The organism is Paenarthrobacter sp. 10N417 (assembly GCF_056394745.1).
The window spans coordinates 22,814-45,433 of sequence record NZ_JBFTIL010000008.1; the positions used below are offsets into that span (position 1 = coordinate 22,814).

Consider the following 22,620-nt stretch of genomic DNA (forward strand, 5'->3'; position numbering starts at 1 on the left):
AAGTTCAGGGGGCCGGACGTTAGCAATTCCGAGGCGTGTTAACGCGTCAACAGATCCTCAACAGATCCTCAGCAGATCCCGAGAAGGCCGCAGACCAAACCACCTGACTGGGTGGGAGTCGGGGATGGGCTGGGTGTGGGAGTCGCTGTTGGGGTTGGGGTTGGGGTTGGAGTTGGAGTTGCTGTCGCCGTGGTCTGCGTCTGTGTCTGCGCTTGTGCCGGAGCAGCACTGGTGGAGTACACCACGTCCACGAAGTAGTTCGTGGCATTGAATGAGTTCGCAGGCATCACACCTCCGGAACCGTATCGGTACACGCCGTTATTAGGTCCAGAAGCCGTAAATACCCCACTCGTCCAGGTCTGGTTGAAGAAGCCAGACGTGTAGGAGTAGCGGCCGTTGGGTGCGCGGTAGGACACCACGTAGGTCTGGCCGGTCGACAAGGCCACCGGAGCCGACAATGTAGCAGTTTGCCACCCCGTAGCGGTCTCGTTGGTAAAGGTCACCTGTGCCAGTCGGGTGCCAGCCGAGTTCCACAGCGATCCTACGTGCGTACCTGTGTTTCCGGTGCCCTTGTAGAAGCGGATACCCGTTACGTTGCCTGCTTGCGAAACGCTGAACGCCGTTCCGAGCTCCACGGACTTCGTCTCGGATGCCGGCGCAACTTGCGGCAGGAGCGAACCGAAGATGGTGCTCTGCTGCGCTGTTGCCGCCGCCGTAGTGAACTGCCAGGTGGTTGGCGGAAGGGTCTGTCCCTGGGGTGTCGCTACATTGGAGGCAGTGGCCGTGATCACAGTGCTGGCAGGCAGTGCAGCTGCAGGTGTGAAGGTGATGGTCCTGGAATCTGCGGACAATGCTGCTGTTCCCGCTACCGACGCTCCGCTGGCGTTGAGCGTGAAGGACGCGCTGGGGTTGATGGCGGTGGAGAACGTGATGGAGGGTTTCACATCAGTAGGGATCCCGGTTGCTCCAGGTGCCGGCACCTGGGCCGTGACGCTCAGTGGCTGCGGAGCCAGAGCGAAGACCAAGTCCACCATATAGCTGGCAGTGGATGCCGTATTCGGGAAGTCGCCGCTATACGAGTAGGCTCCGGAATCGGTAACCACCCGCAAAGGACCGCTCGCAAAGCCGTCACCGAATCCGCCTGCAGTGTATGAGTACGTGCCGGTGGGAGCTTTGTAGGCTGCTACGTACTCAGTGTCCGCTTGGATGTTGACGGGTTGACTGAAGGTTGCCGTCTGCCAGCCCATGCTTGATTCGTTGGTAAACGTAACAGTGGCGAGTTGTTGTCCGGCAGTCGTGTAGAGGGAACCGGTGTGTGTCCCGGTGTTGCCGCCAGATTTGTAGAAGCGGATTCCTGTTACCTGGCCCGCCGTATCACTGCTGAACCTGACGCCCAAGGCCAGTGCCGCGCCGTCGTTCACTTCGGGAGTGGTGGGGGTGGTGGTGTCCTGATACAGCGTGCAGGGGCATACGCCCGGGGTGCGCGGTGCAGGGACGGTGGCGAACGTCCAGGTATTTCCTGAGATCGGCGTCCCGGACACGGCAGTTGCGGTTACGGTGGCCGTGTAGCTCGTTCCGGCAGCCAGCGGGGCGCTGGGAGTGAACGTGACCTTGCGTGTTGATTGGTCGTACGCTGTGGCGCCGGCCACCGCAGCGCCACCTGCTGTCTTTAGCGAAAGCGCGACGCTGGAAGTTACGGCAGCCTCGGAGAGCACACCGCTGACGGTCGTATCCAACGGCACACTGGAGGCGTTTGGCAGCGGAGACTGGTTACCCACAGTAAATGGCGGTGCGGAGACCATGACTACGACATCCACGAGGTAGCTGGCCGTAGAGCGGGAGCTCGGGAAATCGGTGCTATACGAGTACGCGCCCGCATCGGACACTGTCCGCAAGGGGCCTACACTCATACCCGAGCCAAAACCGTTGCTGGTAGCGGAGTAGGCACCCGTCAGCGACTTGTACGAGGCGATGTACTCGGTGTTGGCAGCCATTTGGACAGGTTGGCTGAACATAGCCGTCTGCCAACCCGCACTGCTCTCGTTGGCGAAGGTCACTGTCGCCAGCTGTTGTCCGCTGGAGGAGTACAGGGCACCAGTGTGAGTGCCGGTGTTTCCTGCCGACTTGTAGAAGCGGACTCCTGTCACCTGCCCCGCGGACACGCTGGAGAAGCGGACACCCAGTGTCAAGGGAACGCCGTCCTGGATCTCGGCGATGCCGGGGGTGACACTATCGTTGTACAGGCTGCAGGGGCAGGACCCTGGGGGTGGAATGGTGGCAGCAGTCGTGAACGACCACGTACCTCCCGAGGTTACTTGCCCGCCGTTGGTAGCCGTGGCGGCAAGCGTCGCCGTGTATTGGGTACTAAACGCCAGTTGGGACGTCGGTGTGAACGTCGCCTTCCGGGCCACGGCGTCGTAGGTGGTGGTGCCCGCAACCGCGCCGGCAGAGGTCTTTACGGTCAATTGGATGGTGGTAGCAGTGACGGCCTTCGAGAAGACACCGCTCACCGTGGTCGAAACGGAGACACTCGAGGAAGAGGGGATGGGTGTTTGTCCGGAAACAGTCAGTGGTGAGGTGTCTGTGGTGCTGAACACCGCGTCCACAAAGTAGTTGCCGCCGTTAAAGCTCGAGGTGGGGAAGCCCTGCGATGTGTTGTACACACCGGCCGCTTCAGCGCCGAAGCCACCTGCCACTTTCAACGGGGGGTCGTTGAATCCGGTGTAGGCCCACTGGAAGTCCTTCGTGGAGTAATGCCCCTTGGGCGCCCAGTAGGAGACCGTGTATTTCTGGCCCGCAGTCACCGGGACGGGTTGGCTGAACAGCACAGTCTGCCAACCGGACGCTGTCTCACTGGCGAAGGTCGCGGTAGCCAGGCGGGTACCGGTAGCGCTCCAGAGGGATCCCGTGTGCGTTCCGGTGTTGGCCGTGCTCTTGTAGAACCGGACACCGGTGACGAATCCGTCAACGGAGGGAGAGAACCGCAGACCCATCTCGTACGCGCCGGCGTCGCCGGAGTCCACCGTCGGCGGGACTGTCTGCCCAAAGACGCTGTAAGGGCCGTTCAGGCTGAGGTTTCGGGTGGCCACAGCACCGATGTTGGCGCTGTCGTCAATGCCACGCACTTGAATTGTCGCGGTGGCAAGGCCCTTCTGAATGTAGCTGTAAGTCCACGTCGCTTTACCGCTGGCTGGGTGCCACGTGGCACCGCCGTCCGTTGAAACTTCGACGCCGGCAACCACACCACCGACGTCAGTTGCAGTTCCGCTGACAGTCACGTTGGTTCCATGAGCCAGTGAGGCACCATCGGCTGGTGCGTTGATGGTGACAGTCGGGCCGGTTTTGTCCCCGCTGGCCGCAGTTGCAACGAGCCCTGCAGCAAGGGAGGCCGGCGAGGCACCCATGTCTGCAAGCAGGTTCACTTGGGCCTGCCTCATACGGGCATCGGCGGGGGCGCCGGTGCCGTCGTGTTCCTGGTCCAGTCCCCACGTCCACTGGACGCTGCCGGCAGAGAACACCAGTGCGCCGCTGGGAGCCCGGTAGAGGGTCAGGTGATGTGTCGTGGTGCCGGGCTTGGTTGTGTTTCCGAAATCCTGGAGGTATTCGCTGACGGCTCCAGTGGTGGTTGACAGCTGGATCTGGCCCGCCTGCCGGAAGCCGTTATCTAAGTCTTCGTCGGATTCATAACCTATGGTGTGCTGAGCCAGCACTGCCGAAGAGCCTGCTGCAAGTGAGGCCAAGGACGTGTTCCGCCACAGGCGCGTCTTTCCCTCCGCAGCGGAGACAGTCACGGGAAGATCAGTGAAATTAGACATGTAAAGCGTCCCAGTTACGCCGTTTTCCGGGAGGCCACCACCATTCGCCTGCGAGGCGAACCGCGGATCCCTCCAGGTTCCCGTCCATTGGGCAGTGGGATCGATCTTGGCGTTTGACCAGGTCTCCTTGTAGCAGGTCAACGTCCTCCCCGCCGCACCATCGACACTGGACGGTTCGAATCGGGTGCGCCAATACATTTCGTTGCCGGAGAGGAATTGGAGGTTGACGCCCGCGTCCCGTGCAGCAGTGACATTGGCGCGTTGCGGGCCGGACCAGTATTCGTCATGGCCCACGGACAGGAACACCTTATGGTTGAGCAATTCGGCTCCGTTGCGGTCCGAGTCGAGGCCGCTGATGTAACTGACGTCGTATCCGTTTTGCTCCAGAAAGCGCACCATGGGGTATTCATTGGCGAAATAGAAGTCGCGGCCACCAATCCCGTCCCGGGTGGCTACAGGACGGTTGTAGCTGACTTTATAGGCCCGGCCGTTGTTGGCGCCCTGGTAGAAGTCTGAACCGCCGTACGTGTTGTAGGCCTGCCAGGTTTCGTCGGCAGTCTGGAAGACAACGGCGGAGTGGTTGCCGTCGTTGCGGACAATAAAGGTGATGTGGCTCTGCCCACCTGTGTCGGGCCGCGTGAGGAGCGCGATGTAGACGCCGGAGACTGCCGTCGAAGGAACTTGCCACGTCGCCGAAACGGCCCACGTGCCGCAGTCATAGAGTTCCGTTGTGAGATCGCTCCGGCAAGCTGGTTGGGTTTGGCGGAACGCCGAGGGCGTGACATCGGCGATCTTGCGTGCTCCGTTGCCGCCATACCAGCCGGTGCGGTAGATGGCGATGGAGTAACTCGGAGCTCTGGTGTCGATCTTAAACTTGATTGCCTGCCCCGCATTGACGCTGATTTCCGTGGAGAAGCCTTGGATGCTGTCGTCACCGGCACCATCAATGTCCCACTCTGAAGGTGGACTTCCGGGTTTGGAATTTTCACACACCACAGGATTCATTCCGGGGTCGCATGGTCCCGCTGCGACGGCCGCCGGGGCAGTAAGAGGCAGCAAAGCTGCAACCATGGCAATCACCAAAGGCAAGAGAAAGCCTTTGAGGACTTGCTGTGGTCGGGTAGCTGAAGGACCGGTCATCAGAACTCCTGGAGTGGTACGCCAATTGCGAATATGGGTCCGCGTCTAGCGCACGGTCCCTGCTTGCCGCTCCCCAGCCAGGGTCAAACCAAGATCTTCAGTTATGGAATACGGGTTCTGCACTTGGATGATCGTTTCCGAATATCTATACCGTATCCAGCCTTTACCCGAGGGACCTTCAGGTCGAAGCCGGATCACCGGAGCGAATCCGCCAAGTAACCCTTGGCAGGAGTGTAGGGGTGCGGCATCCCTGCCGCAAGGCTTTCCCGTTACAGATCCATGGATTTCGGCCAAACGGCAGTAGATTTAGGGAGATACAGCCACCGGCAAGGGCTGACAACAGGCCATCCAGGAGAACCAACCACCTTGCATTTGAAAAGTCTGACTGTCCGCGGATTCAAGTCGTTTGCGTCGGCCACGACGTTCGACTTCGAGCCCGGCGTCACCGCCGTCGTCGGTCCCAACGGCTCGGGTAAGTCCAACGTCGTGGATGCCCTGGCGTGGGTCATGGGGGAGCAAGGCGCCAAGACGCTGCGCGGTGGAAAGATGGAAGATGTCATCTTTGCCGGCACATCGGGCAGGCCTCCGTTGGGACGCGCCCACGTTTCCCTGACCATCGACAACGCGGACAACGCGCTTCCCATTGAGTACAGCGAAGTCACGATTTCCCGGACACTGTTCCGGACGGGAGGCTCCGAATACGCCATCAACGGTGCGCCTTGCCGGCTCCTGGACATCCAGGAGCTTTTGTCCGATTCCGGACTGGGACGCGAGATGCACGTGATAGTGGGCCAAGGCCAGCTGGACCGGGTACTGCACGCGACGCCTGAAGACCGTCGCGGTTTCATTGAGGAAGCCGCAGGTATCCTCAAGCACCGGCGCCGCAAGGAAAAAACCGTCCGCAAGCTCGAAGCCATGCAGGCCAACCTCGCCCGACTTGGCGATCTCACCGCAGAGATCCGCCGCCAACTCACCCCCTTGGGCAAGCAGGCAGAAATCGCCCGGCGTGCACAAACAGTCCAATTCGATGTCAGGGATGCCCGCGCCCGGCTCCTCGCCGACGACCTCGTTGCACTGACATCGAGCCTGGAACAGGATGTCGCAGACGAAGCCGCCCTCAAGGAACGCCGGCAGGTGGTCGAGGCAGAACTGGGCCATGGCCGACGACGCCAGGCCGCATTGGAGCAGCAAGCAGCCGAAGCAACCCCCCGGCTCAATGCAGCACGGGACAACTGGTACCAGCTGTCAGCAGGCCGTGAGCGGCTCCGCTCGCTGGGTTCCCTGGCAGCCGAGCGTCGTCGGCTGCTGGGCTCATCAGAAGCCTTGCCGGACGCCGGTCGGGACCCCGAACAGCTGGAGCGCCAGGCGGCGAAGGTCCGGGGGGAACAGGCCGTCTTGGAACACGACATCCTTGCCAAGCAGGCCGCCCTCCTGGAAGCAACAGTGGCGAAGGATTCTGCGGAGGCGCTCGCAGCCGCCGAGGACAAACGGCTGACGGCCATGTTAAGGGCAGCAGCTGACCGCCGCGAAGGGCTCGCCAGGCTCGCGGGCCAGGTCGCGGCCGCACGCTCCAGGGCAGAAGCGGCGGAGGCGGAGCGTGGCCGACTCCGCGAATCATTGGCCGCGGGCAACGAGCGACGCCGCCACGCCCAGAGCGAATTCGCAGCACTCGAATCCCAGGTTGCAGGGGTTGAAGACGGCGAAGAGAGCCTTGACGCCGAGTACGAGAATGCCACTGAGGCCCTGGACGCCGCGCTGGCGGAGATCGAAGAGCTGAAATCGGCAGAACGGGAAGCACTTCGCCAACGGGATGCCCTGACCGCCCGCCGGGACGCTCTCCTTTTGGGTCTCAACCGCAAGGACGGCTCGGAGCGCCTGCTCTCCGGAGATGTCCAAGGGATCCTGGGGCCGCTTGCCGGGATGCTGGCCATTGAGCCAGGTTATGAGGCCGCGATAGCAGCGGCGCTGGGCTCTGCTTCGGACGCGCTCGTGGTCGGGGACTCCGCTGACGCCGTGGCCGCGATCCAACTGTTAAAAGCGGACGACGCCGGCAGGGCCGCGCTGCTGTTGGCTGACGTTTGGCCTGGGGCTACTGAAGCGTCCTCCTTACAGCTCCCGGCTGGCTGCAGATGGGCGGTGGACGTCCTCAAGGTCACGGAACCGGCTGCCCAAGGTGCCTTGGCCCTGCTGGCCGGGATCGCCGTCGTCGATGATCCGGCAGGTGCTGCAGCGCTGATTGGTGGGCACCCCCAACTCAAGGTGGTCACCCGCGCAGGGGATGTTTTCACGTCGCTGACCGCCCAGGGCGGCTCAACCACCGCGCCCTCCCTGCTGGAGATCCAGGCAGCAGTGGACGAGGCTGTTGCCGGACTTCTGGAGGTAACTGCCCGATTGGAACGGGGCCGGTTTGCCCTGGCTGGCGCTGAAGCCCGCCGGGCCGAGGCGCAAGACCGGGCCGATGCTGCCTTGGAAAGGCTGCATGAATCCGATGCCCGCCTTGCCGCCGTGGCAGAGCGCCTGGGGCACTTGAACTCACTTCTGCGAAGCGCGGTCGGTGAAAGCGAACGCCTGGAGTCTTCGTTGGCGCGCGCGGAAGCGAACATTGCAGAAGCCAGGTTGGACCTTGAAGTCGCGGCCGAGCGGCTCGCCGCCGCCCAGGAAGCTCCGGACGAGGAACCCTCCACCGACCAGCGGGATGAACTCGCGGCGCAGGCGAGGTTGGCTCGTTCCAACGAAATGGAAGCCCGGCTTGCCCTGCGCACGGCAGAAGAGCAGTTGGGGGCCATCGCTGGCCGGGCGGCCTCCCTGGAACGCGCAGCAGCTACGGAGCGGCGGGCCCGTGAAGAAGCCGCACGCCGGGCGCAGAGACGGCGAGCCCAAGCCCAACGTGCTGGTGCAGTGGTGTCGGCCGTTGAGCAAGCGCTTCGTTTCATCGATATATCAGTGGATCTCGCGGCCCGTGAACGCTACGTTGCCGAGCAAGCACGCGAGCAACTGGAGAGGGAACTGTCCGGCGTACGCTCCGGCAACGAGTCGCTGGCAAAGGAACTCGCCGAACTTACCGACTCCGTGCACAAGGATGAGATGGCCAGGACCCAACAGCGTCTTCGCATCGAAGCGTTGGAGGCCCGCTCCATCGAGGAACTCGGATTATCGGCCGAACAGCTCGTTGCAGATTACGGCCCCGATCAACCTGTCCCACAGCCGGCTGGCGCAACCACGGACAAATGGGCGGAACTCCGCGCACCGGTAGACGAAGCGGGTGTACCGCTCGTGGAAGGAATTCCCTTCGACCGGGCGGAGCAGGAGAAAAGGCTAAAAAAGGCCGAGCGTGAATTGGCGGCACTGGGCAAAGTCAACCCCTTGGCGCTGGAAGAGTTTGCCGCCCTTGAGGAGCGTCACCAGTTCCTCAGTTCCCAACTGGAGGACCTCAAGTCCAGCCGGAAGGACTTGCTGGACATCATCAAAGAAGTCGATAACCGCGTCCAACAGGTCTTCACCGAAGCCTTTGCCGATACCTCAGCGCAGTTTGACCGCGTCTTTGCACGGCTCTTCCCCGGAGGCGAGGGCAGACTGGTCCTGACGGATCCGGACGACATGCTGACCACTGGGATCGAGGTGGAAGCCAGGCCGGCAGGTAAGAAGATCAAGAGGTTGTCCTTGCTCTCCGGCGGCGAACGATCACTCACAGCTGTGGCACTGCTGGTGGCGATCTTCAAAGCCAGGCCGTCACCCTTTTACGTCATGGACGAAGTGGAAGCGGCCTTGGACGACACCAACTTGAGCCGGCTCATCACGATTTTCGAAGAGCTTCGGGAGTCCAGTCAGTTGATCGTCATCACGCACCAGAAGCGCACCATGGAAGTCGCGGATGCCCTCTACGGCGTCACGATGCGTGGCGACGGGGTGTCCACCGTCATCAGCCAACGGCTCGGTGCCGGGGCATAGCTTTATGAGAAGGTAGGGGAGTGAACGATTTCCTACCCATAATTCTGTCCATTCTCGCTGCGCTCGTCGTGGTCGGCGGGCTGGTGCCGGTACTGATGAAGGCCCGGAAGTCCGGCGCCAACTACCCTGGAACGCGGGACGCCAATGACCCCGTTCAGTCATCGGCCGCAGGCAGCGGAACCCTTGTGGAGGACCGGCCGGACGCCGTTACAGCACCTCCTGCCCCAACCTTCGACGGACGAGTCGAAGGTGCCGATGTTCCGGATGACGCCGCCGGCTTGGAGACCATCGCAGTAGAGACGCCGGCGCCTGTGGAAGGCCGCCTCACTCGCCTCCGCGCCCGTTTGGTTAAATCGAACAACATTCTGGGCAAGGGTCTGCTGGCTCTGCTGTCCGGGGACAAAATTGATGAGAACGTGTGGGACGAGGTTGAGGAGACACTGCTCCTTGCCGATCTCGGCACCGAGCCCACCATGCAGTTGGTTGATGCCCTCCGGGAACGCGTGAAGGTGCTGGGCACCCGCAGTCCCGAGGATGTCAAGGCCATGCTCCGTGAAGAACTCATCAAGCTCGTGGATCCCACCATGGACCGTTCCCTCAACGTCGAGCGCAAGGGTGACCGACCCGCCGTCGTGCTTGTTGTTGGTGTCAACGGTGTGGGCAAGACCACAACGGTTGGCAAGCTGGCGCGCGTGCTGGTGGCCGAGGACAAGGACGTGCTGCTCGGTGCTGCGGACACTTTCCGCGCCGCAGCTGCTGAGCAGTTGGCCACATGGGGCCAGCGTGTCGGCGTACCCACCGTTAAGTCAGACATCGATGGCGCCGATCCTGCCTCCGTTGCCTACGAAGCTGTCAAAGCGGGGATCGACCAGGAGGTCGACGTCGTCATGGTGGATACCGCCGGACGCCTGCAGAACAAGACCGGCTTGATGGACGAACTCGGCAAGGTCAAGCGAGTCATCGAGAAACTGGCCGAGGTGGACGAGGTCCTGCTGGTCCTGGACGCCACCACGGGTCAGAACGGTCTGAACCAAGCACGCGTCTTTGCTGAAGTGGTCAACATCACAGGCATTGTGCTGACCAAATTGGACGGCACGGCCAAGGGCGGCATTGTGGTCGCTATCCAGAAGTCCCTCGGTGTGCCCGTCAAGCTCATCGGCCTCGGCGAAGGTCCAGACGACCTCGCACCGTTCGATGCTGAGGGCTTTGTGGACGCCCTGCTTAACTAGCGCCGGCGCCCAACTGACTTGCAGTAGTGGTTGTTTTGAGTGATCAAAGCAACCACTACTGTCAGTCAGTTTTTGCTTTTAAGGGGTTCGCGCGCAAGGAGCCATGCCATGGCCGTAAGCAGCAGCACTCCGCCCGTGACAGCAAATGCAAGTCCGTAGCCGAAGCGATCGGCGAGGATTCCAGCCACGACGGGCCCGATGATGGCTCCGGTATCTGCGGCCATCTGGAAGACTGCCAGCACCTTGCCACCGGAGCGCCCACGGCCAATGACGTCAGCGACAGCAGCCTGCTGCGCCGGGCCCAGCAAGCCGGAACCGAAGCCGGCCACGGCGGAAGCAGCGAAGAATGCCGGAAGATCCGTCGTCAAACCGATGATTCCAGTGGCGAGGCCAGTGATGACAAGGCCGGGAATGAGCAGGGGCTTCCTTCCCCAGGCATCGGCGAGGCGCCCGGAGAACGTCAAAGCGAGGGCATTGCCTACAGCAAAGACGGCCAAAGCCCATGCCGCGGTCTCCGGTCGCGACTGAAGTGCCGCGACGGCAAAGAGCGGAATCGTGGCCATCCGCACACCAAAAGTCACCCAGCCATTACCTAAACTGGAAAACACAGCCGCCCGGTACGCTGAATCCGCCAGCGCCTCCTTCAACGTCATGGGCGGAGCGTGGGTGGCATCCTGTCCGGGCGTACCCTCGCCGCTGAGCATTGTACGGACCACCAGTGCTGCAACGAGCAAGGCCGCCGCGTAGGCAAGGAACGGTACCCGAAGGCCGAAGCCAGCCAGCAGGCCACCAACAACCGGGCCCAGGACACTCCCAATCAGAAAGGCCGACGCGTATGCGCCCGAAACACGGCCCCTTCGTTCCGGTGGTGCCAAACGAATGAGCAGCCCCATGGCGGCGACTGTAAACATGACGGAACCCGCTCCGCCGAGCCCCCGGAAAATCAGCAGCTGCCAATAGTTCTGGGCGAAAGCGCAGGCGGCAGTGGAAGCGGCAACGATCAGCAGGCCGGACACATACACGTTCGGTTCGCCGAAGCGTCCGATGAGCGAGCCCCCTGCCGGGGCGAAAACCAACCGCATGAAAGCGAAAATGCTGACAATGACGGCGGCAGCGGTGGCTCCGACGTCGAAGGTGGTGGCGAATTGAGGGAGTACCGGTGCTACCAGCCCGAAGCCCAGCGCAATTAAGAACGCTGCAGCCAACATCACCTTGATGTCGCGGGGCAGCGGTTCCTTCTCCCGCCGGATCCTTGGATCTTCAACGGATCTGGGCGACTCAGTCATGTGGTGCGGGTCCTTCAATTCTGTGTATTTGCGGTGAAGTGTGACGCATGAAACATATCCGTAACAACGGTGATATGCACCATTTACGTTGGGGAGGTTGTTGTAACGAGCCTGCAATGTAAAACCTGCGCAGGCGAAACACTGCGCCGCAAAACTCTTATGTAGAACGCAAATGCGTTGGCACAGGCGGCTTAGCCCGCATCTTAAGCAGAGAGGACGCAGACATGGACTTCACCGCCGGTCTCGTTTGGCTCCTGGTCGCTTCAGCATTAGTGCTGTTCATGACCCCGGGCCTGGCATTCTTTTATGGTGGCATGACCCGCGCCAAGGCCGCCTTGAACATGATGATGATGAGCTTCATCGCCATCGGCACGGTGACAATTGTCTGGGTGCTGTGGGGCGCGTCAATGTCCACCAGCAACACGGACAATTTCTTCCAGATCTTCGCGAACCCGTTCAGCCACTTCGGACTGCACAACTTCACGGATCCCGCGGACCTCCTTCACGTTGGCTACGCCGCAACCTTCGCGATCATCACCGTGGCTTTGATCTCCGGCGCGATTGCGGACCGTGCAAAGTTCTCGGCTTGGACCCTTTTCACCTTGATCTGGGCCACGCTGGTATACGCACCCATGGCTTTCATGGTGTGGGGCGGCGGGCTCTTCTCCAAGGACGGCTGGTTCGGCCAGACGTTTGCACCGGTCATCGACTTCGCTGGTGGAACGGTAGTGCACATCAACGCCGGTGTTGCGGGCCTGATCCTCGTTCTGATCATCGGCAACCGCAAGGGCTTCGGCAGGGACCCCAACCACCGTCCGCACAACGTACCCCTGGTCATGCTCGGTGCGGCAATCCTCTGGTTCGGCTGGTTCGGCTTCAATGCCGGTGCGGCTGCTACCGTGGAGCAGGCTGGCCTCATCTGGATCAACACCCTCGCCGCACCGGCAGCAGCCATGCTCGGCTGGTTGATCGTAGAGCGCATCCGTGACGGCCACCCCACCTCCCTCGGAGCAGCTTCGGGTGTCGTTGCCGGACTCGTTGCGATCACCCCTGCCTGCGCCAACGTTTCCCCGCTCGGCGCCATTGCCCTCGGCGTCGTAGCCGGCGTCGCCTCTGCCCTCGCTGTCGGGTTGAAGTTCAAGCTCGGATATGACGACTCCCTGGATGTGGTGGGCGTGCACTTGGTGTCCGGCGTCATCGGCACAGTAGCCATCGGTTTCCTCGCTACCCCGACCCAGGGCCCCGCCGGTCTGTTCTACGGCGGTGGAACCACCCAGCTGGTTGCACAGTGCCTCGCGGCGCTTGGCTCGATCATCTTCACCGGGGTCATGACGTTCATCATCGCCTTCCCCATCCACAAGCTCATGGGCTTCCGTATCAGCGAACGCCAGGAGATTGCCGGGGCGGACCTCAGCCTCCACGCTGAAACGGCCTACGAATTCGGCATCGGCGGACACGGCGGCAGCTTCCAGCCCCTTCATGACCTCATCACCGGCAAGGCACCGGCCGATTCCGAAGCAGCAGTATCAGGCAAGGAGAGTGTCCAGGCATGAAGCTCATCACAGCGATTGTCCGTCCGGAAAAGCTTGAAGCAGTCCGGGAAGGCCTGGAAGCGTACGGGGTCCAGGGCCTGACGGTCAGCGCGGCAAGCGGCTACGGCCGGCAGCGCGGCTACACCGAGGTGTACCGCGGGGCCGAATACAACGTGGACCTGCTGCCAAAGATTCGCATTGAGGTTCTTGCCACAGACGAGCAAGCAGACGACATCCTGGATGTCCTGATCGCAAGCTCGAATACCGGACGAGCCGGAGACGGCAAAGCCTGGACCGTGGACGTCTACGAAGCAGTTCGAGTCAGGACCGGGGAGCGCGGCTCTGCCGCCATCTAAGTCCTGAGGTCACAATCCTGACATCACACTCCTGCGCGAAAGCGGCCGGGTACCAGCCAAGGTACCCGGCCCGCTTTCTCAATTCGCGACGGCGGTGGGCCAGTCCGCCGGCCCGGCGCTACCGGCGTCGTACTCCTCCAAGGGGACCGTATCCCGTTCCCAGGCCCGGAGGACGGGCTCAACGATCCGCCAGCAGTCCTCGGCTGTGTCACCCCGGACGGAGAGCAAGGGATCGCCCGTGAGCACGCCTTCAAGTACTTCACCGTAGGGAAGCATGTCTGCCGCGTTGAGCTCTGCGACGAGGCTGGCCCGGTCCAAGGCGAAGATGTCCCCTGGACCGTTCACATCGACGTCGAGTTGGAGGACGTCCGGCCCGAATCCAATCCGCAGTTGGTTGGGGGAGTCCACGCCGGAGAATCCGGTGGGCAGGTGCGGTACCGGGCGGAAGGTGATCACGGCTTCCTTCCTTCGGCTCCCTATGGCCTTACCGGAGCGGAGGAGGAAGGGAACGCCTTTCCACCGCCAGTTGTCAATGTCTACGCGGACTTCGGCCAGGGTCTCAGTATTGCGGGAAGGATCGACGCCTTCCTCGGCGGTGTAATCGGGCACCGTCCGTGCCCCGTGGGTTCCTGCCGTATAACGGGCCCGGCGCGTTGAATCGTGGTAAGGGGCCTTGATGCTGCTGGCCCTCAGGACCGTAGCCACGGCGTCACGGAGGTCACGTTCATGGATGCTGGCTGGTGCATCGATAGCGATGAAGGCCATGATGTGCAGCAAATGGCTTTGGATCATGTCACGTAACGCACCGGCGCCGTCGTAGTAGCGTGCCCGTCCTTCAAGCGCGAGGTCCTCGTCGAAGACGATTTCCACCTTTTCGACGTGATCGCGGTTCCACACAGGCTCAAGGAACCGGTTGGCGAACCGCAAGCCAAGAATGTTCAGGACAGTGGCCTTGCCCAGGAAGTGGTCCACCCTGTGGATGTGGTCCTCGGGCACCAGCGTGGCCAGGGTTTGGTTGAGTTCGCGTGCAGATTCGCTTCCGGAACCGAAGGGCTTTTCCATCACCAGGCGAGTACCTGCGGGCAATTGCTCGCGGCGCAGGACTTCACAGGCTTTCTGGCTGATGTGGGGCGGCAGGGCGAAATAGATAGCTATCGGCCCTTCCAAGTGTGCCACGAGGTCCGCCAGCGGCCCATCGGCAGTCACGTCCACTTGGTGGTACTCGGTGGATCCGGCCACAGCTGCCAAAGCGTTGCGCCCGCTTGCATCGGCGGCCTCTGATGCGGCCGCAAATGCTCTCTCGACCCGTTCCTGCCATTGCTTCAGCGTCCAGGGGTCGGACCCGGCTCCCACCAGCCGCAACCCGGGTGCCCGACCGGTAGCGAGCAGCCCTGCCAGTCCGGGGAGGAGCAGCCTGCCGGTCAGGTCACCGGAGGCGCCAAGGATAAGCAACGTTTTTACAGTTGTTTTGCTGGTCATTGTGCCAGCATGCCATCTTGCAGGTGCGACTTGGTACCCTAGATAGTCGAGTCCMTTGGTTGACGCAGATTTGTTGGGGTTGAGACAAATTTGTTGGGACAAGAACAAGTCAAGACTCTGGCGTGCCGCACTGGCCGCCAATCGCAGACCATCGAAAGAAGTGCACGGCGCGTGTTCAATTCACTCTCTGACCGGTTGACAGCAACCTTCAAGAACCTCCGTGGCAAGGGCCGCCTCTCCGAGGCTGATGTCGATGCCACCGTCCGGGAGATCCGTCGTGCCCTCTTGGACGCGGACGTTGCCGTTTCGGTGGTCCGCGAATTCACGTCCCGCATCCGTGAGCGGGCTCTTGGTGCCGAGGTTTCCGGTGCGTTGAACCCGAGCCAGCAGATCGTCAAGATCGTCAACGAGGAACTCGTGGAGATCCTCGGCGGTGAAACCCGGCGCATCCGCTTGGCCAAGACCGGCCCCACCATCATCATGCTGGCCGGCCTCCAGGGTGCAGGCAAGACCACCCTCGCCGGCAAGCTGTCAAAGTGGCTGAAGGCGCAAGGCCACAGCCCCATGCTGGTTGCCTGCGACCTCCAGCGGCCCAACGCCGTAACGCAGCTTCAGGTTGTCGGCAAGCGCGCAGGCGTTCCCGTCTTCGCGCCGCACCCGGGAGCAACCTCGGAGCTGGATCACCCTGCTGGTGACCCTGTGGCGGTCGCCAGCGCAGGTGTGGAAGAAGCGCGCCAGAAGCTTCACGATGTCGTGATCGTTGACACCGCCGGTCGCCTCGGCGTGGATGCCGAGATGATGGATCAGGCACGCCGGATCCGTCAGGCGATCATCCCGAACGAAGTCCTCTTCGTCATCGACTCCATGATCGGCCAGGACGCCGTCAACACGGCCATGGCCTTTGACGAAGGCGTCAACTTCACCGGCATCGTGCTGTCCAAGCTCGACGGCGATGCCCGCGGTGGCGCCGCACTTTCGGTTGCGTCGGTCACGGGTAAGCCAGTCATGTTCGCGTCCACTGGTGAAGGCCTGGACGACTTCGAACTCTTCCACCCGGACCGTATGGCGTCGCGCATCCTGGACATGGGTGACGTCCTGACCTTGATCGAACAGGCTGAGAAGGCCTGGGACAAGGACGAAGCTGCCCGGATGGCGAAGAAGTTCGCCGACCAGGAAGACTTCACCCTGGACGACTTCCTGGCCCAGATGCAGCAGATCCGCAACATGGGTTCCATGAAGAAGATGCTCATGATGATGCCGGGTGCCCAAAACATCCGCCAGCAGCTGGAGAATTTCGACGAACGTGAAATCGATCGCGTTGAGGCGATCGTCAGGTCCATGACTCCGCATGAGCGCGTTGCTCCCAAAATCATCAACGGCTCCCGCAGGGCCCGCATTGCAAAGGGTTCAGGTGTGCACGTTTCGGAGGTCAACGGCCTCCTGGAGCGCTTCGCCCAAGCCCAGAAAATGATGAAAAAGATGGCCCAGGGCGGCATGCCCGGCATGCCGGGCATGCCTGGAATGGGCGGCCCAGGCGGCGGCCGCAAGGGTGGCAAGAACGCTCCCAAGAAGAAGGCGCGCTCCGGCAACCCCGCAAAGGCAGCCCAGGAACTCCGCGAGGCTGAGGCCAAGCGTGCCAACGCGGCCTCGGCAGCTCCGACGGGTGCGGCGTTTGGTCAGGGCGCTGCGGACTTCGATCCGTCCACGCTGAACCTCCCCAAGGGCTTCGAGAAGTTCCTGGGTAAGTAAGCGGAACCTCCGAATCAATACTGTGACAGCTGGCGCCGTTGTGAATGTCCATAACGGCGCCAACTGCTTTTTGGCTGGGATGTCAGAGCTCTGGACTAGGGTGAATCCATGCACAAGCAGCGCGTAGTCTTCGTCCACGGACTGGGGAGCTTTGGCGCCTCGGCATGGCCCAAGCAGCACGGTATGGCCCTGTCGTATGACGCACTTTTCCTCCGCCGGCACGGCTTTGATCCAGTGGCTGAACCGTTGGAATCCGACGTCGCTGCGGATGTAGGCATCGTAGTGGCTTCGCTGGTGGATTCTGGTGGAGGCCATGTGGTGGCGCATGAGCAAGGCGCAATCTCCGCCATGCTGGCAGCAGTTGAACGCCCCGACCTTGTGCACTCGCTGACACTTGTTGAACCGGCTTGTTTATCCTTGACGGCCGAGCTGCCTGCCACGACATTCCATCGTTCGCTCATGGAGCCGCTGTTTGACGTGCGGAAGCAGCTTAAGGACGCCGACTACGAACGCGAATATTTCAGGCGTGCATTTTCGGCCGAAGCCAGCGGCCTTGACACGCCCGAAGCGCGCCGTTCCGCACGTCGCCTCCGGCTCCAGGCGCCTCCTTGGGAGGCGCCCCTGCACATTGTTCCTGGCGTTCCTACCCTTGTCCTGACAGGCGGGTGGGAGCCACTGTACGAAGAAATCGCCGGGTACCTGGAGGACACCGGTGCCCTCAGACGCGTAGCAGCGGGAGGGCACCGGCCCCAGGACTCGGTGGATGGAGACCGGATTATTCGCTCTTTCGTAGCCGATATTGTCCGGACGAGGTCAGTTAAGGTTTCCTGACGCTGCCCTCTTGGTGGAGGACATCCGGGTAGTGGGAAGCTGCAGCTCCGGCAGGTACACCTTGCCGCCCGACGCCAGGAATTCTTCGCTCTTTTCCCGCATGCCGTCGTATATCCCTGCAATGGCGGCCTGCGCGTCGGCGGAACCGAACTCGTCCCTGATGTCTTGGCTGATGCGCATCGAGCAGAATTTGGGTCCGCACATCGAGCAGAAGTGCGCCGTCTTGGCAGGTTCGGCCGGAAGTGTTTCGTCGTGGAAGGCTTCGGCGGTGACAGGGTCCAGGGACAACGCGAACTGGTCCCGCCAACGGAACTCGAACCTGGCCTTGGACAAAGCGTCGTCGCGTTCGTTTGCGCCCGGGTGTCCCTTGGCGAGGTCCGCTGCGTGCGCTGCGATCTTGTACGTGATCACACCGGTCTTCACATCATCCTTGTTCGGCAGTCCCAGGTGTTCCTTGGGCGTTACGTAGCAGAGCATGGCCGTGCCGTACCGTGCAATTTCCGTTGCGCCGATGGCCGAGGTGATGTGGTCATAGCCAGGAGCGACGTCCGTGACCAGCGGTCCCAAGGTGTAGAAGGGGGCACCTTTGCACAGTTCCTGTTGGCGCTCCACGTTCTCGCGGACCAAGTGGAAGGGAATGTGTCCGGGTCCTTCAACCATCACCTGCACATCGAATTCCCAAGCCCGCTGGGTCAGCTCTGCAAGCGTATCGAGCTCGGCGAACTGCGCGGCGTCGTTGGCGTCAGCCGTGGCACCGGGGCGCAATCCGTCGCCCAGGGAGAATGCGACGTCGTACTTGGCGAAGATTTCACAGAGCTCATCAAAATGCGTGTAGAGGAAGTTCTCCTCGTGGTGCGCCAAGCACCACCCGGCCATGATCGAGCCGCCACGGGAGACGATGCCTGTCACACGGTTTGCCGTCAAGGGCACGTAGCGCAGGAGCACCCCGGCGTGGATGGTCATGTAGTCAACGCCTTGTTCACACTGCTCTATTACGGTGTCCCGGAAGATTTCCCACGTGAGTTTGTTGGCTTCGCCGTTGACCTTCTCCAGGGCCTGGTAGATGGGCACGGTGCCGATCGGAACGGGGGAGTTGCGGATGATCCATTCGCGGGTTGTATGGATGTCGTCTCCGGTGGAGAGGTCCATGACGGTATCGGCACCCCACTGGGTTGCCCATTGCAGCTTGTCAACTTCCTCGGCGATGGAACTGGTGACGGCCGAGTTTCCGATGTTGGCGTTGATCTTGACCAGGAAGGCCTTGCCAATGATCATGGGCTCGGACTCGGGGTGGTTGATGTTGTTGGGGATGATGGCGCGCCCGGCAGCCACTTCGCTGCGGACCAGCTCAACGTCGCAGTTCTCCCTCAGCGCCACAAACTGCATTTCCGGCGTGACGATGCCTTGTTTGGCATAGTGCATCTGGGTGACGGTCTTACCTTCGACGGCGCGGCGGGGCACCGGTTGCGTTCCCTTCCATTCCTGGGATGCTGCGCCGCGGCGTACGGCTGATTTGCCGTCGTCGAGCAAGTTCCTCTCCCGTCCGGAGTATGCCTCGGTATCTCCTCGAGCTTCGATCCATCCGGTTCGGAACGGTTCAAGGCCCACCACGGGGTCACTGCCCGGTCCGGCAGTTCGGTACACCTGCAGTGGCTCGTTCGCCTCACCGTTGGGAGAGGGCTCCAGTGCAATCTCCGTGACGGGGACCCGGATGCCATGGGCGCGGTCTTCCAGCCAAGCCAACGAATGGGATTTCAGCGACTGTGTGACGGTTTCCGTCGTCTTTTCGCTGATGTTGGCCTGGTTTTCGGCAGGGCTGTGCTGTGTTTCGGTGGTGCTCAAAGGATTACTCACTTCCTTCGCCGGCATTACCCGGACAGGTTCAACGGTCGCAGACTGCTTCAGTCCGATCTCAGCCCCTGCAGGGGCCCCCGTGTGGTCGTAGACGAAGCTACCACAGCTCTGATCGGGGACACAGTCATCGTCGTAGCGCTTACTCATCCGGGAGGTTTGTGGCATATCGGCAGATTAGTCTTTTGGCATGGCCTACATCATCGAATTCACCGGTCCAGTGCTTGTGGCAGGCGACGATCAACGGCACGGGCTGTGGTCCGTTGATGGCAAACTCACGTTCGAACGTCCAGTCGCTGCGCCGGATTCCGTGCTGGATGGGTGGGTCCTTCCTGGTTTTGTGGACGCCCATTGCCACATTGGACTTGGGGTCGGCGGGGCGGTTGATGAGCAGACAACTCTTGCCCAAGCGCAGGCCGATCTGAAAGCCGGCACGTTGTTGATCCGTGACGCCGGCTCGCCAAGCGATACGCGTTGGGTTCAGCGCCGGGAGGATCTCCCACGGCTTCTTCGCGCCGGACGCCACATCGCCCGGAGCCGGCGTTACCTGCGTGGTTTGGGCCACGAAGTGGAGCCGGACGAACTCGTGGAGACAGCCCGCAAGGAAGCCCGGGACGGGGACGGTTGGGTGAAACTCGTGGGCGATTGGATCGATCGCGGGACGGGCGACCTCTCGGTTTCCTTCCCTCGGAACGTCGTGCGGGATGCGATTGCGGCCGCCCACGACGAAGGGGCCAGGGTGACGGCCCACTGCTTCGCTGAAGACACCATTGATGACATGCTCGACGCCGGGATTGACTGCATTGAACACGCCACAGGACTCTTGCCCCGGCATATTCCCCGTCTTGTGGAGCAGTCTGTCCCGATCGTTCCTACCTTGATTAACATCGCTACTTTTCCGGATATCGCAGCCCAGGCCGCGCCTAAATTTCCGGTCTATGCCGAGCACATGACCCGTCTTTGGGAACGACGCCGTGAAAGGGTGCTGGAGGCCTTTGAAGCCGGTGTGGGCATCTTTGCGGGAACGGATGCAGGGAGCGTGATCAAGCACGGCAGGATCGCTGACGAAATGAAGGAACTTTACGACGCCGGCCTGCCGCCCACCGCCGTCCTGGACGCCGCCACGTGGGGCGCACGGAAGTGGCTGGGAGCCGAGGGCCTCAGCGAAGGGGCAAGTGCCGACGTCGTGCTTTGCCGGGATGATCCGAGGAAGAACCTCGCAACTGTGGCGAGCCTGAAACATGTAGTCCTGCGCGGCAAGCCCGTCAGCTAGGAATAAATTGAAGCTTCAAGTAATTTAGATAAGTAGAACGTGCCGAAAGGCGGCCATCTATGAACCGGGAGCTTCACATGACGACGACATCCAGCCAGGACCTCCTTCCTGCCGAACTCAGCATGGGCACCGTCATGCTCAAGGTCGGCGATATGAGGGTAATGACTGACTACTATCAGCGTGCCCTGGGTTTGGAGACCGTGGCCGAGCAGGATGGTGGACTGTACCTGGGGCGTCTGGGTAAGCCAGTAGTCCATCTCGCTCCCGCTGCCGGCCTGCAGATTCCAGGCCGTGGGGAAGCCGGGCTTTTCCATACAGCCATCCTGTTCCAGGACCAGCCTTCCCTGGCGGCCACCATCGCCACGGCCGCAGAGTATGAGCCGCGCGCTTTTGTGGGCAGTGCCGACCATTTGGTGAGCGAAGCGTTCTACTTCACGGATCCGGAAGGCAACGGCATTGAGCTCTATTACGACAAGCCGCGCGATGTCTGGCAGTGGGATGGCAAGAATGTGGTGATGGACAATGTTGCCTTGCCGCCCCAGCGTTTCCTCCAGCAACACTTGAGTGAGGCTGCCGTGACTGGCCAGCGGAAAGCCGCTGCCGGCGTCGGGCACGTGCACCTTCAGGTAGGCGACGTGCAGACTGCCCAGGATTTTTATGTGGACACCCTGGGTTTTGAGAGGACTGCGGGCTGGCACGGGCAGGCGTTGTTTGTTTCTGCGGGCGGCTACCACCACCACATGGCGATGAACGTGTGGAACAGCCGCGGGGCCGGGCCCCGCAGGGATACCCTGGGCCTGGGCGAGGTCCTGATCGAAGTTCCGACTGCCGATGACGTCGCCGCACTGGCTGACCGGCTGAAAGTTGCGTCCGTGGCGAACCGCCATACGGGCCTGGAGTTGCAGTTCGAAGACCCTTGGCGCAACAAGCTGCGCGTGGCAGTGCGCTAAGCACCCTGGCGGGAAGCGCCCTCGCGCTGGCTTCCGAATGCAGGGGCCGGGACTGCACTAGGCTGGGCATTGACGGTATTCGCCCCTGGGCCGTTGCCGCCGCCCCGTCAGCACGAACGAATGAGAGCACTCTCCATGGGCTTTGCCGAAATTTTTGTAGCCACCCACGATGAAGCACTCAAGAGGGCAGCTGCCTTGGATCGGGGCGCTGACGTCACCGGACCCGCCGTCAGGATCGATGGCATCACCGACTTTGAGGTCGAGCAACTGGGGGACCTTGCGGGCAAAGCCGTCCACGCTGCCGGTGCAGACTATGAGCTGGCGCTGGTGGATGTCACCAGCGACGCCCTCCTTGGCGTTCCGGAAGCGATGGTGAGGGCGCTTGCCGAGCTGCTGACGTATGAAAGCGAAGGCGACGGGAACGTTCTTGACGACGTCGCTGCGGCGTGGGCAGCTCAGGACGACATGCCTTTTGGCGCGGACGAATCGCGTCAATACGTGCAGCAGTTGGCCTCCTTGGCCACTGACGTGGAACAGGCGGAGCGGTCAGGGCTCTACGTCTGGTCTGTCTGACCGTTGGGTCCGGGAGTGGCGAAAGTCGTAATTACTTCCGGCATCTGGCACAATGGTCAGGTACTTGATTGGCGCGGCCCCTCTCTCCGTGCCCAAATCTTGTCCTTTGGAACCCCTTAGTATGGCCCGCCCCACGGGTGCAGAACGTCGGGTTCAACCCCGTTTCAGAAACAGGAGTGACCACAAAAGTGGCCGTAAAGATTCGCCTTAAGCGCTTCGGTAAGATGCGCGCACCGTACTACCGCATCGTCGTCATGGATGCCCGCGCCAAGCGCGATGGCCGTGCCATTGAAGAAATCGGCAAGTACCACCCCACCGAAGAGCCGTCGTACATCGAGGTCGCTTCCGAGCGCGCCCAGTACTGGCTTTCCGTTGGCGCCCAGCCGACCGAGCAGGTTGCCGCGATCCTCAAGATCACCGGTGACTGGCAGAAGTTCAAGGGCCTGCCGGGCCAGGAAGGCACCCTGAAGACCAAAGCTCCGAAGGAAGCCTTCGTAGCCCCGGAGAAGGGTTCCGTCATCATTCCGGAAGCCATCACCAAGAAGGCCAAGAAGGACGAAGCCGAAGCTCCGGCCGAGGCTGAAGCAGAGACCACCGAGGCTGAGTAA

The 22,620-nt window shown here is 61.9% G+C and carries 14 protein-coding genes and 1 riboswitch; of the genes, 10 read left to right on the plus strand and 4 right to left on the minus strand.

The features are described 5' to 3' along the window. Nucleotides 1–68: 68 nt before the first annotated feature. Complete coding sequence (locus tag AC1DCM_RS12085) at nucleotides 69–4,955, minus strand: DUF4082 domain-containing protein (RefSeq protein ID WP_477518384.1); 4,887 nt, start codon at nucleotides 4,953–4,955, stop codon at nucleotides 69–71. Nucleotides 4,956–5,321: 366 nt separating this feature from the next. Between AC1DCM_RS12085 and smc the strand changes: the two genes are divergently transcribed. Together smc and ftsY are read left to right on the plus strand one after the other, a co-directional pair. Further along, complete coding sequence (gene smc, locus AC1DCM_RS12090) at nucleotides 5,322–8,903, plus strand: chromosome segregation protein SMC (RefSeq protein ID WP_477518385.1); 3,582 nt, start codon at nucleotides 5,322–5,324, stop codon at nucleotides 8,901–8,903. A gap of 20 nt (nucleotides 8,904–8,923) precedes the next feature. Beyond that, entirely contained in the window at nucleotides 8,924–10,132 is a 1,209-nt protein-coding gene (gene ftsY / locus AC1DCM_RS12095; RefSeq protein WP_442003946.1) for a signal recognition particle-docking protein FtsY, read from the plus strand. Nucleotides 10,133–10,197: 65 nt separating this feature from the next. Here ftsY and AC1DCM_RS12100 read toward each other — a convergent pair whose 3' ends face one another. Then, nucleotides 10,198–11,418 carry an MFS transporter gene (locus AC1DCM_RS12100; protein ID WP_477518386.1) on the minus strand — a complete coding sequence of 407 codons (1,221 nt, stop codon included), beginning with the start codon at nucleotides 11,416–11,418 and terminating at the stop codon, nucleotides 10,198–10,200. 224 nt (nucleotides 11,419–11,642) lie between these two features. Here AC1DCM_RS12100 and AC1DCM_RS12105 point away from each other — a divergent pair, with 224 nt between their 5' ends. Both AC1DCM_RS12105 and AC1DCM_RS12110 read left to right on the plus strand, forming a co-directional pair. After that, a complete protein-coding gene (locus AC1DCM_RS12105) occupies nucleotides 11,643–12,971 on the plus strand; it encodes an ammonium transporter (RefSeq protein WP_442003948.1) in 1,329 nt (442 codons plus the stop codon). Then, on the plus strand, nucleotides 12,968–13,306 hold the full coding sequence (locus tag AC1DCM_RS12110) for a P-II family nitrogen regulator (RefSeq protein WP_442003949.1): 339 nt from the start codon (nucleotides 12,968–12,970) through the stop codon (nucleotides 13,304–13,306). The genes AC1DCM_RS12105 and AC1DCM_RS12110 overlap by 4 nt, the downstream gene beginning before the upstream one ends. Before the next feature lie 78 nt (nucleotides 13,307–13,384). Here AC1DCM_RS12110 and AC1DCM_RS12115 read toward each other — a convergent pair whose 3' ends face one another. Further along, nucleotides 13,385–14,785, minus strand: coding sequence for a glucose-6-phosphate dehydrogenase (locus tag AC1DCM_RS12115; protein ID WP_477518387.1), 1,401 nt, complete (start codon nucleotides 14,783–14,785; stop codon nucleotides 13,385–13,387). A 171-nt stretch (nucleotides 14,786–14,956) separates the two neighbouring features. Between AC1DCM_RS12115 and ffh the strand changes: the two genes are divergently transcribed. Both ffh and AC1DCM_RS12125 read left to right on the plus strand, forming a co-directional pair. Continuing rightward, nucleotides 14,957–16,534, plus strand: coding sequence for a signal recognition particle protein (gene ffh / locus AC1DCM_RS12120; protein ID WP_442003951.1), 1,578 nt, complete (start codon nucleotides 14,957–14,959; stop codon nucleotides 16,532–16,534). 108 nt (nucleotides 16,535–16,642) lie between these two features. After that, nucleotides 16,643–17,365, plus strand: a complete 723-nt coding sequence (locus AC1DCM_RS12125) for an alpha/beta fold hydrolase (RefSeq protein WP_477518388.1) — start codon at nucleotides 16,643–16,645, stop codon at nucleotides 17,363–17,365. Here AC1DCM_RS12125 and thiC read toward each other — a convergent pair. Continuing rightward, nucleotides 17,348–19,207: a phosphomethylpyrimidine synthase ThiC gene (gene thiC, locus AC1DCM_RS12130; RefSeq protein ID WP_477518389.1), complete on the minus strand. Its 1,860-nt coding sequence runs from the start codon at nucleotides 19,205–19,207 to the stop codon at nucleotides 17,348–17,350. The two genes, AC1DCM_RS12125 and thiC, sit on opposite strands and share 18 nt — an antisense overlap. Next, nucleotides 19,203–19,310, minus strand: a riboswitch (TPP riboswitch). (Overlaps the previous gene by 5 nt.) A gap of 96 nt (nucleotides 19,311–19,406) precedes the next feature. Here thiC and AC1DCM_RS12135 point away from each other — a divergent pair. The 4 genes from AC1DCM_RS12135 (at nucleotide 19,407) to rpsP (ending at nucleotide 22,620) form a co-directional block, all read left to right on the plus strand. Then, nucleotides 19,407–20,489 carry an amidohydrolase family protein gene (locus AC1DCM_RS12135; protein WP_477518390.1) on the plus strand — a complete coding sequence of 361 codons (1,083 nt, stop codon included), beginning with the start codon at nucleotides 19,407–19,409 and terminating at the stop codon, nucleotides 20,487–20,489. Nucleotides 20,490–20,566: 77 nt separating this feature from the next. Beyond that, nucleotides 20,567–21,439: a VOC family protein gene (locus tag AC1DCM_RS12140; RefSeq protein WP_477518391.1), complete on the plus strand. Its 873-nt coding sequence runs from the start codon at nucleotides 20,567–20,569 to the stop codon at nucleotides 21,437–21,439. A gap of 120 nt (nucleotides 21,440–21,559) precedes the next feature. Then, nucleotides 21,560–22,012 (plus strand): hypothetical protein, encoded by a 453-nt coding sequence (locus tag AC1DCM_RS12145; RefSeq protein WP_477518392.1) that lies wholly within the window; start codon nucleotides 21,560–21,562, stop codon nucleotides 22,010–22,012. 188 nt (nucleotides 22,013–22,200) lie between these two features. Continuing rightward, nucleotides 22,201–22,620, plus strand: coding sequence for a 30S ribosomal protein S16 (gene rpsP / locus AC1DCM_RS12150; RefSeq protein ID WP_017199647.1), 420 nt, complete (start codon nucleotides 22,201–22,203; stop codon nucleotides 22,618–22,620).

Coding starts and splice junctions, on each gene's coding strand:
- AC1DCM_RS12145 (WP_477518392.1), top strand. CDS start 21,560: ATGAGAGCACTCTCCATGGGCTTTGCCGAAATTTTTGTAGCCACCCAC.
- AC1DCM_RS12085 (WP_477518384.1), bottom strand. CDS start 4,955: ATGACCGGTCCTTCAGCTACCCGACCACAGCAAGTCCTCAAAGGCTTT.
- AC1DCM_RS12135 (WP_477518390.1), top strand. CDS start 19,407: ATGGCCTACATCATCGAATTCACCGGTCCAGTGCTTGTGGCAGGCGAC.
- AC1DCM_RS12125 (WP_477518388.1), top strand. CDS start 16,643: ATGCACAAGCAGCGCGTAGTCTTCGTCCACGGACTGGGGAGCTTTGGC.
- AC1DCM_RS12140 (WP_477518391.1), top strand. CDS start 20,567: ATGACGACGACATCCAGCCAGGACCTCCTTCCTGCCGAACTCAGCATG.
- AC1DCM_RS12115 (WP_477518387.1), bottom strand. CDS start 14,785: ATGACCAGCAAAACAACTGTAAAAACGTTGCTTATCCTTGGCGCCTCC.
- AC1DCM_RS12100 (WP_477518386.1), bottom strand. CDS start 11,418: ATGACTGAGTCGCCCAGATCCGTTGAAGATCCAAGGATCCGGCGGGAG.
- AC1DCM_RS12105 (WP_442003948.1), top strand. CDS start 11,643: ATGGACTTCACCGCCGGTCTCGTTTGGCTCCTGGTCGCTTCAGCATTA.
- AC1DCM_RS12110 (WP_442003949.1), top strand. CDS start 12,968: ATGAAGCTCATCACAGCGATTGTCCGTCCGGAAAAGCTTGAAGCAGTC.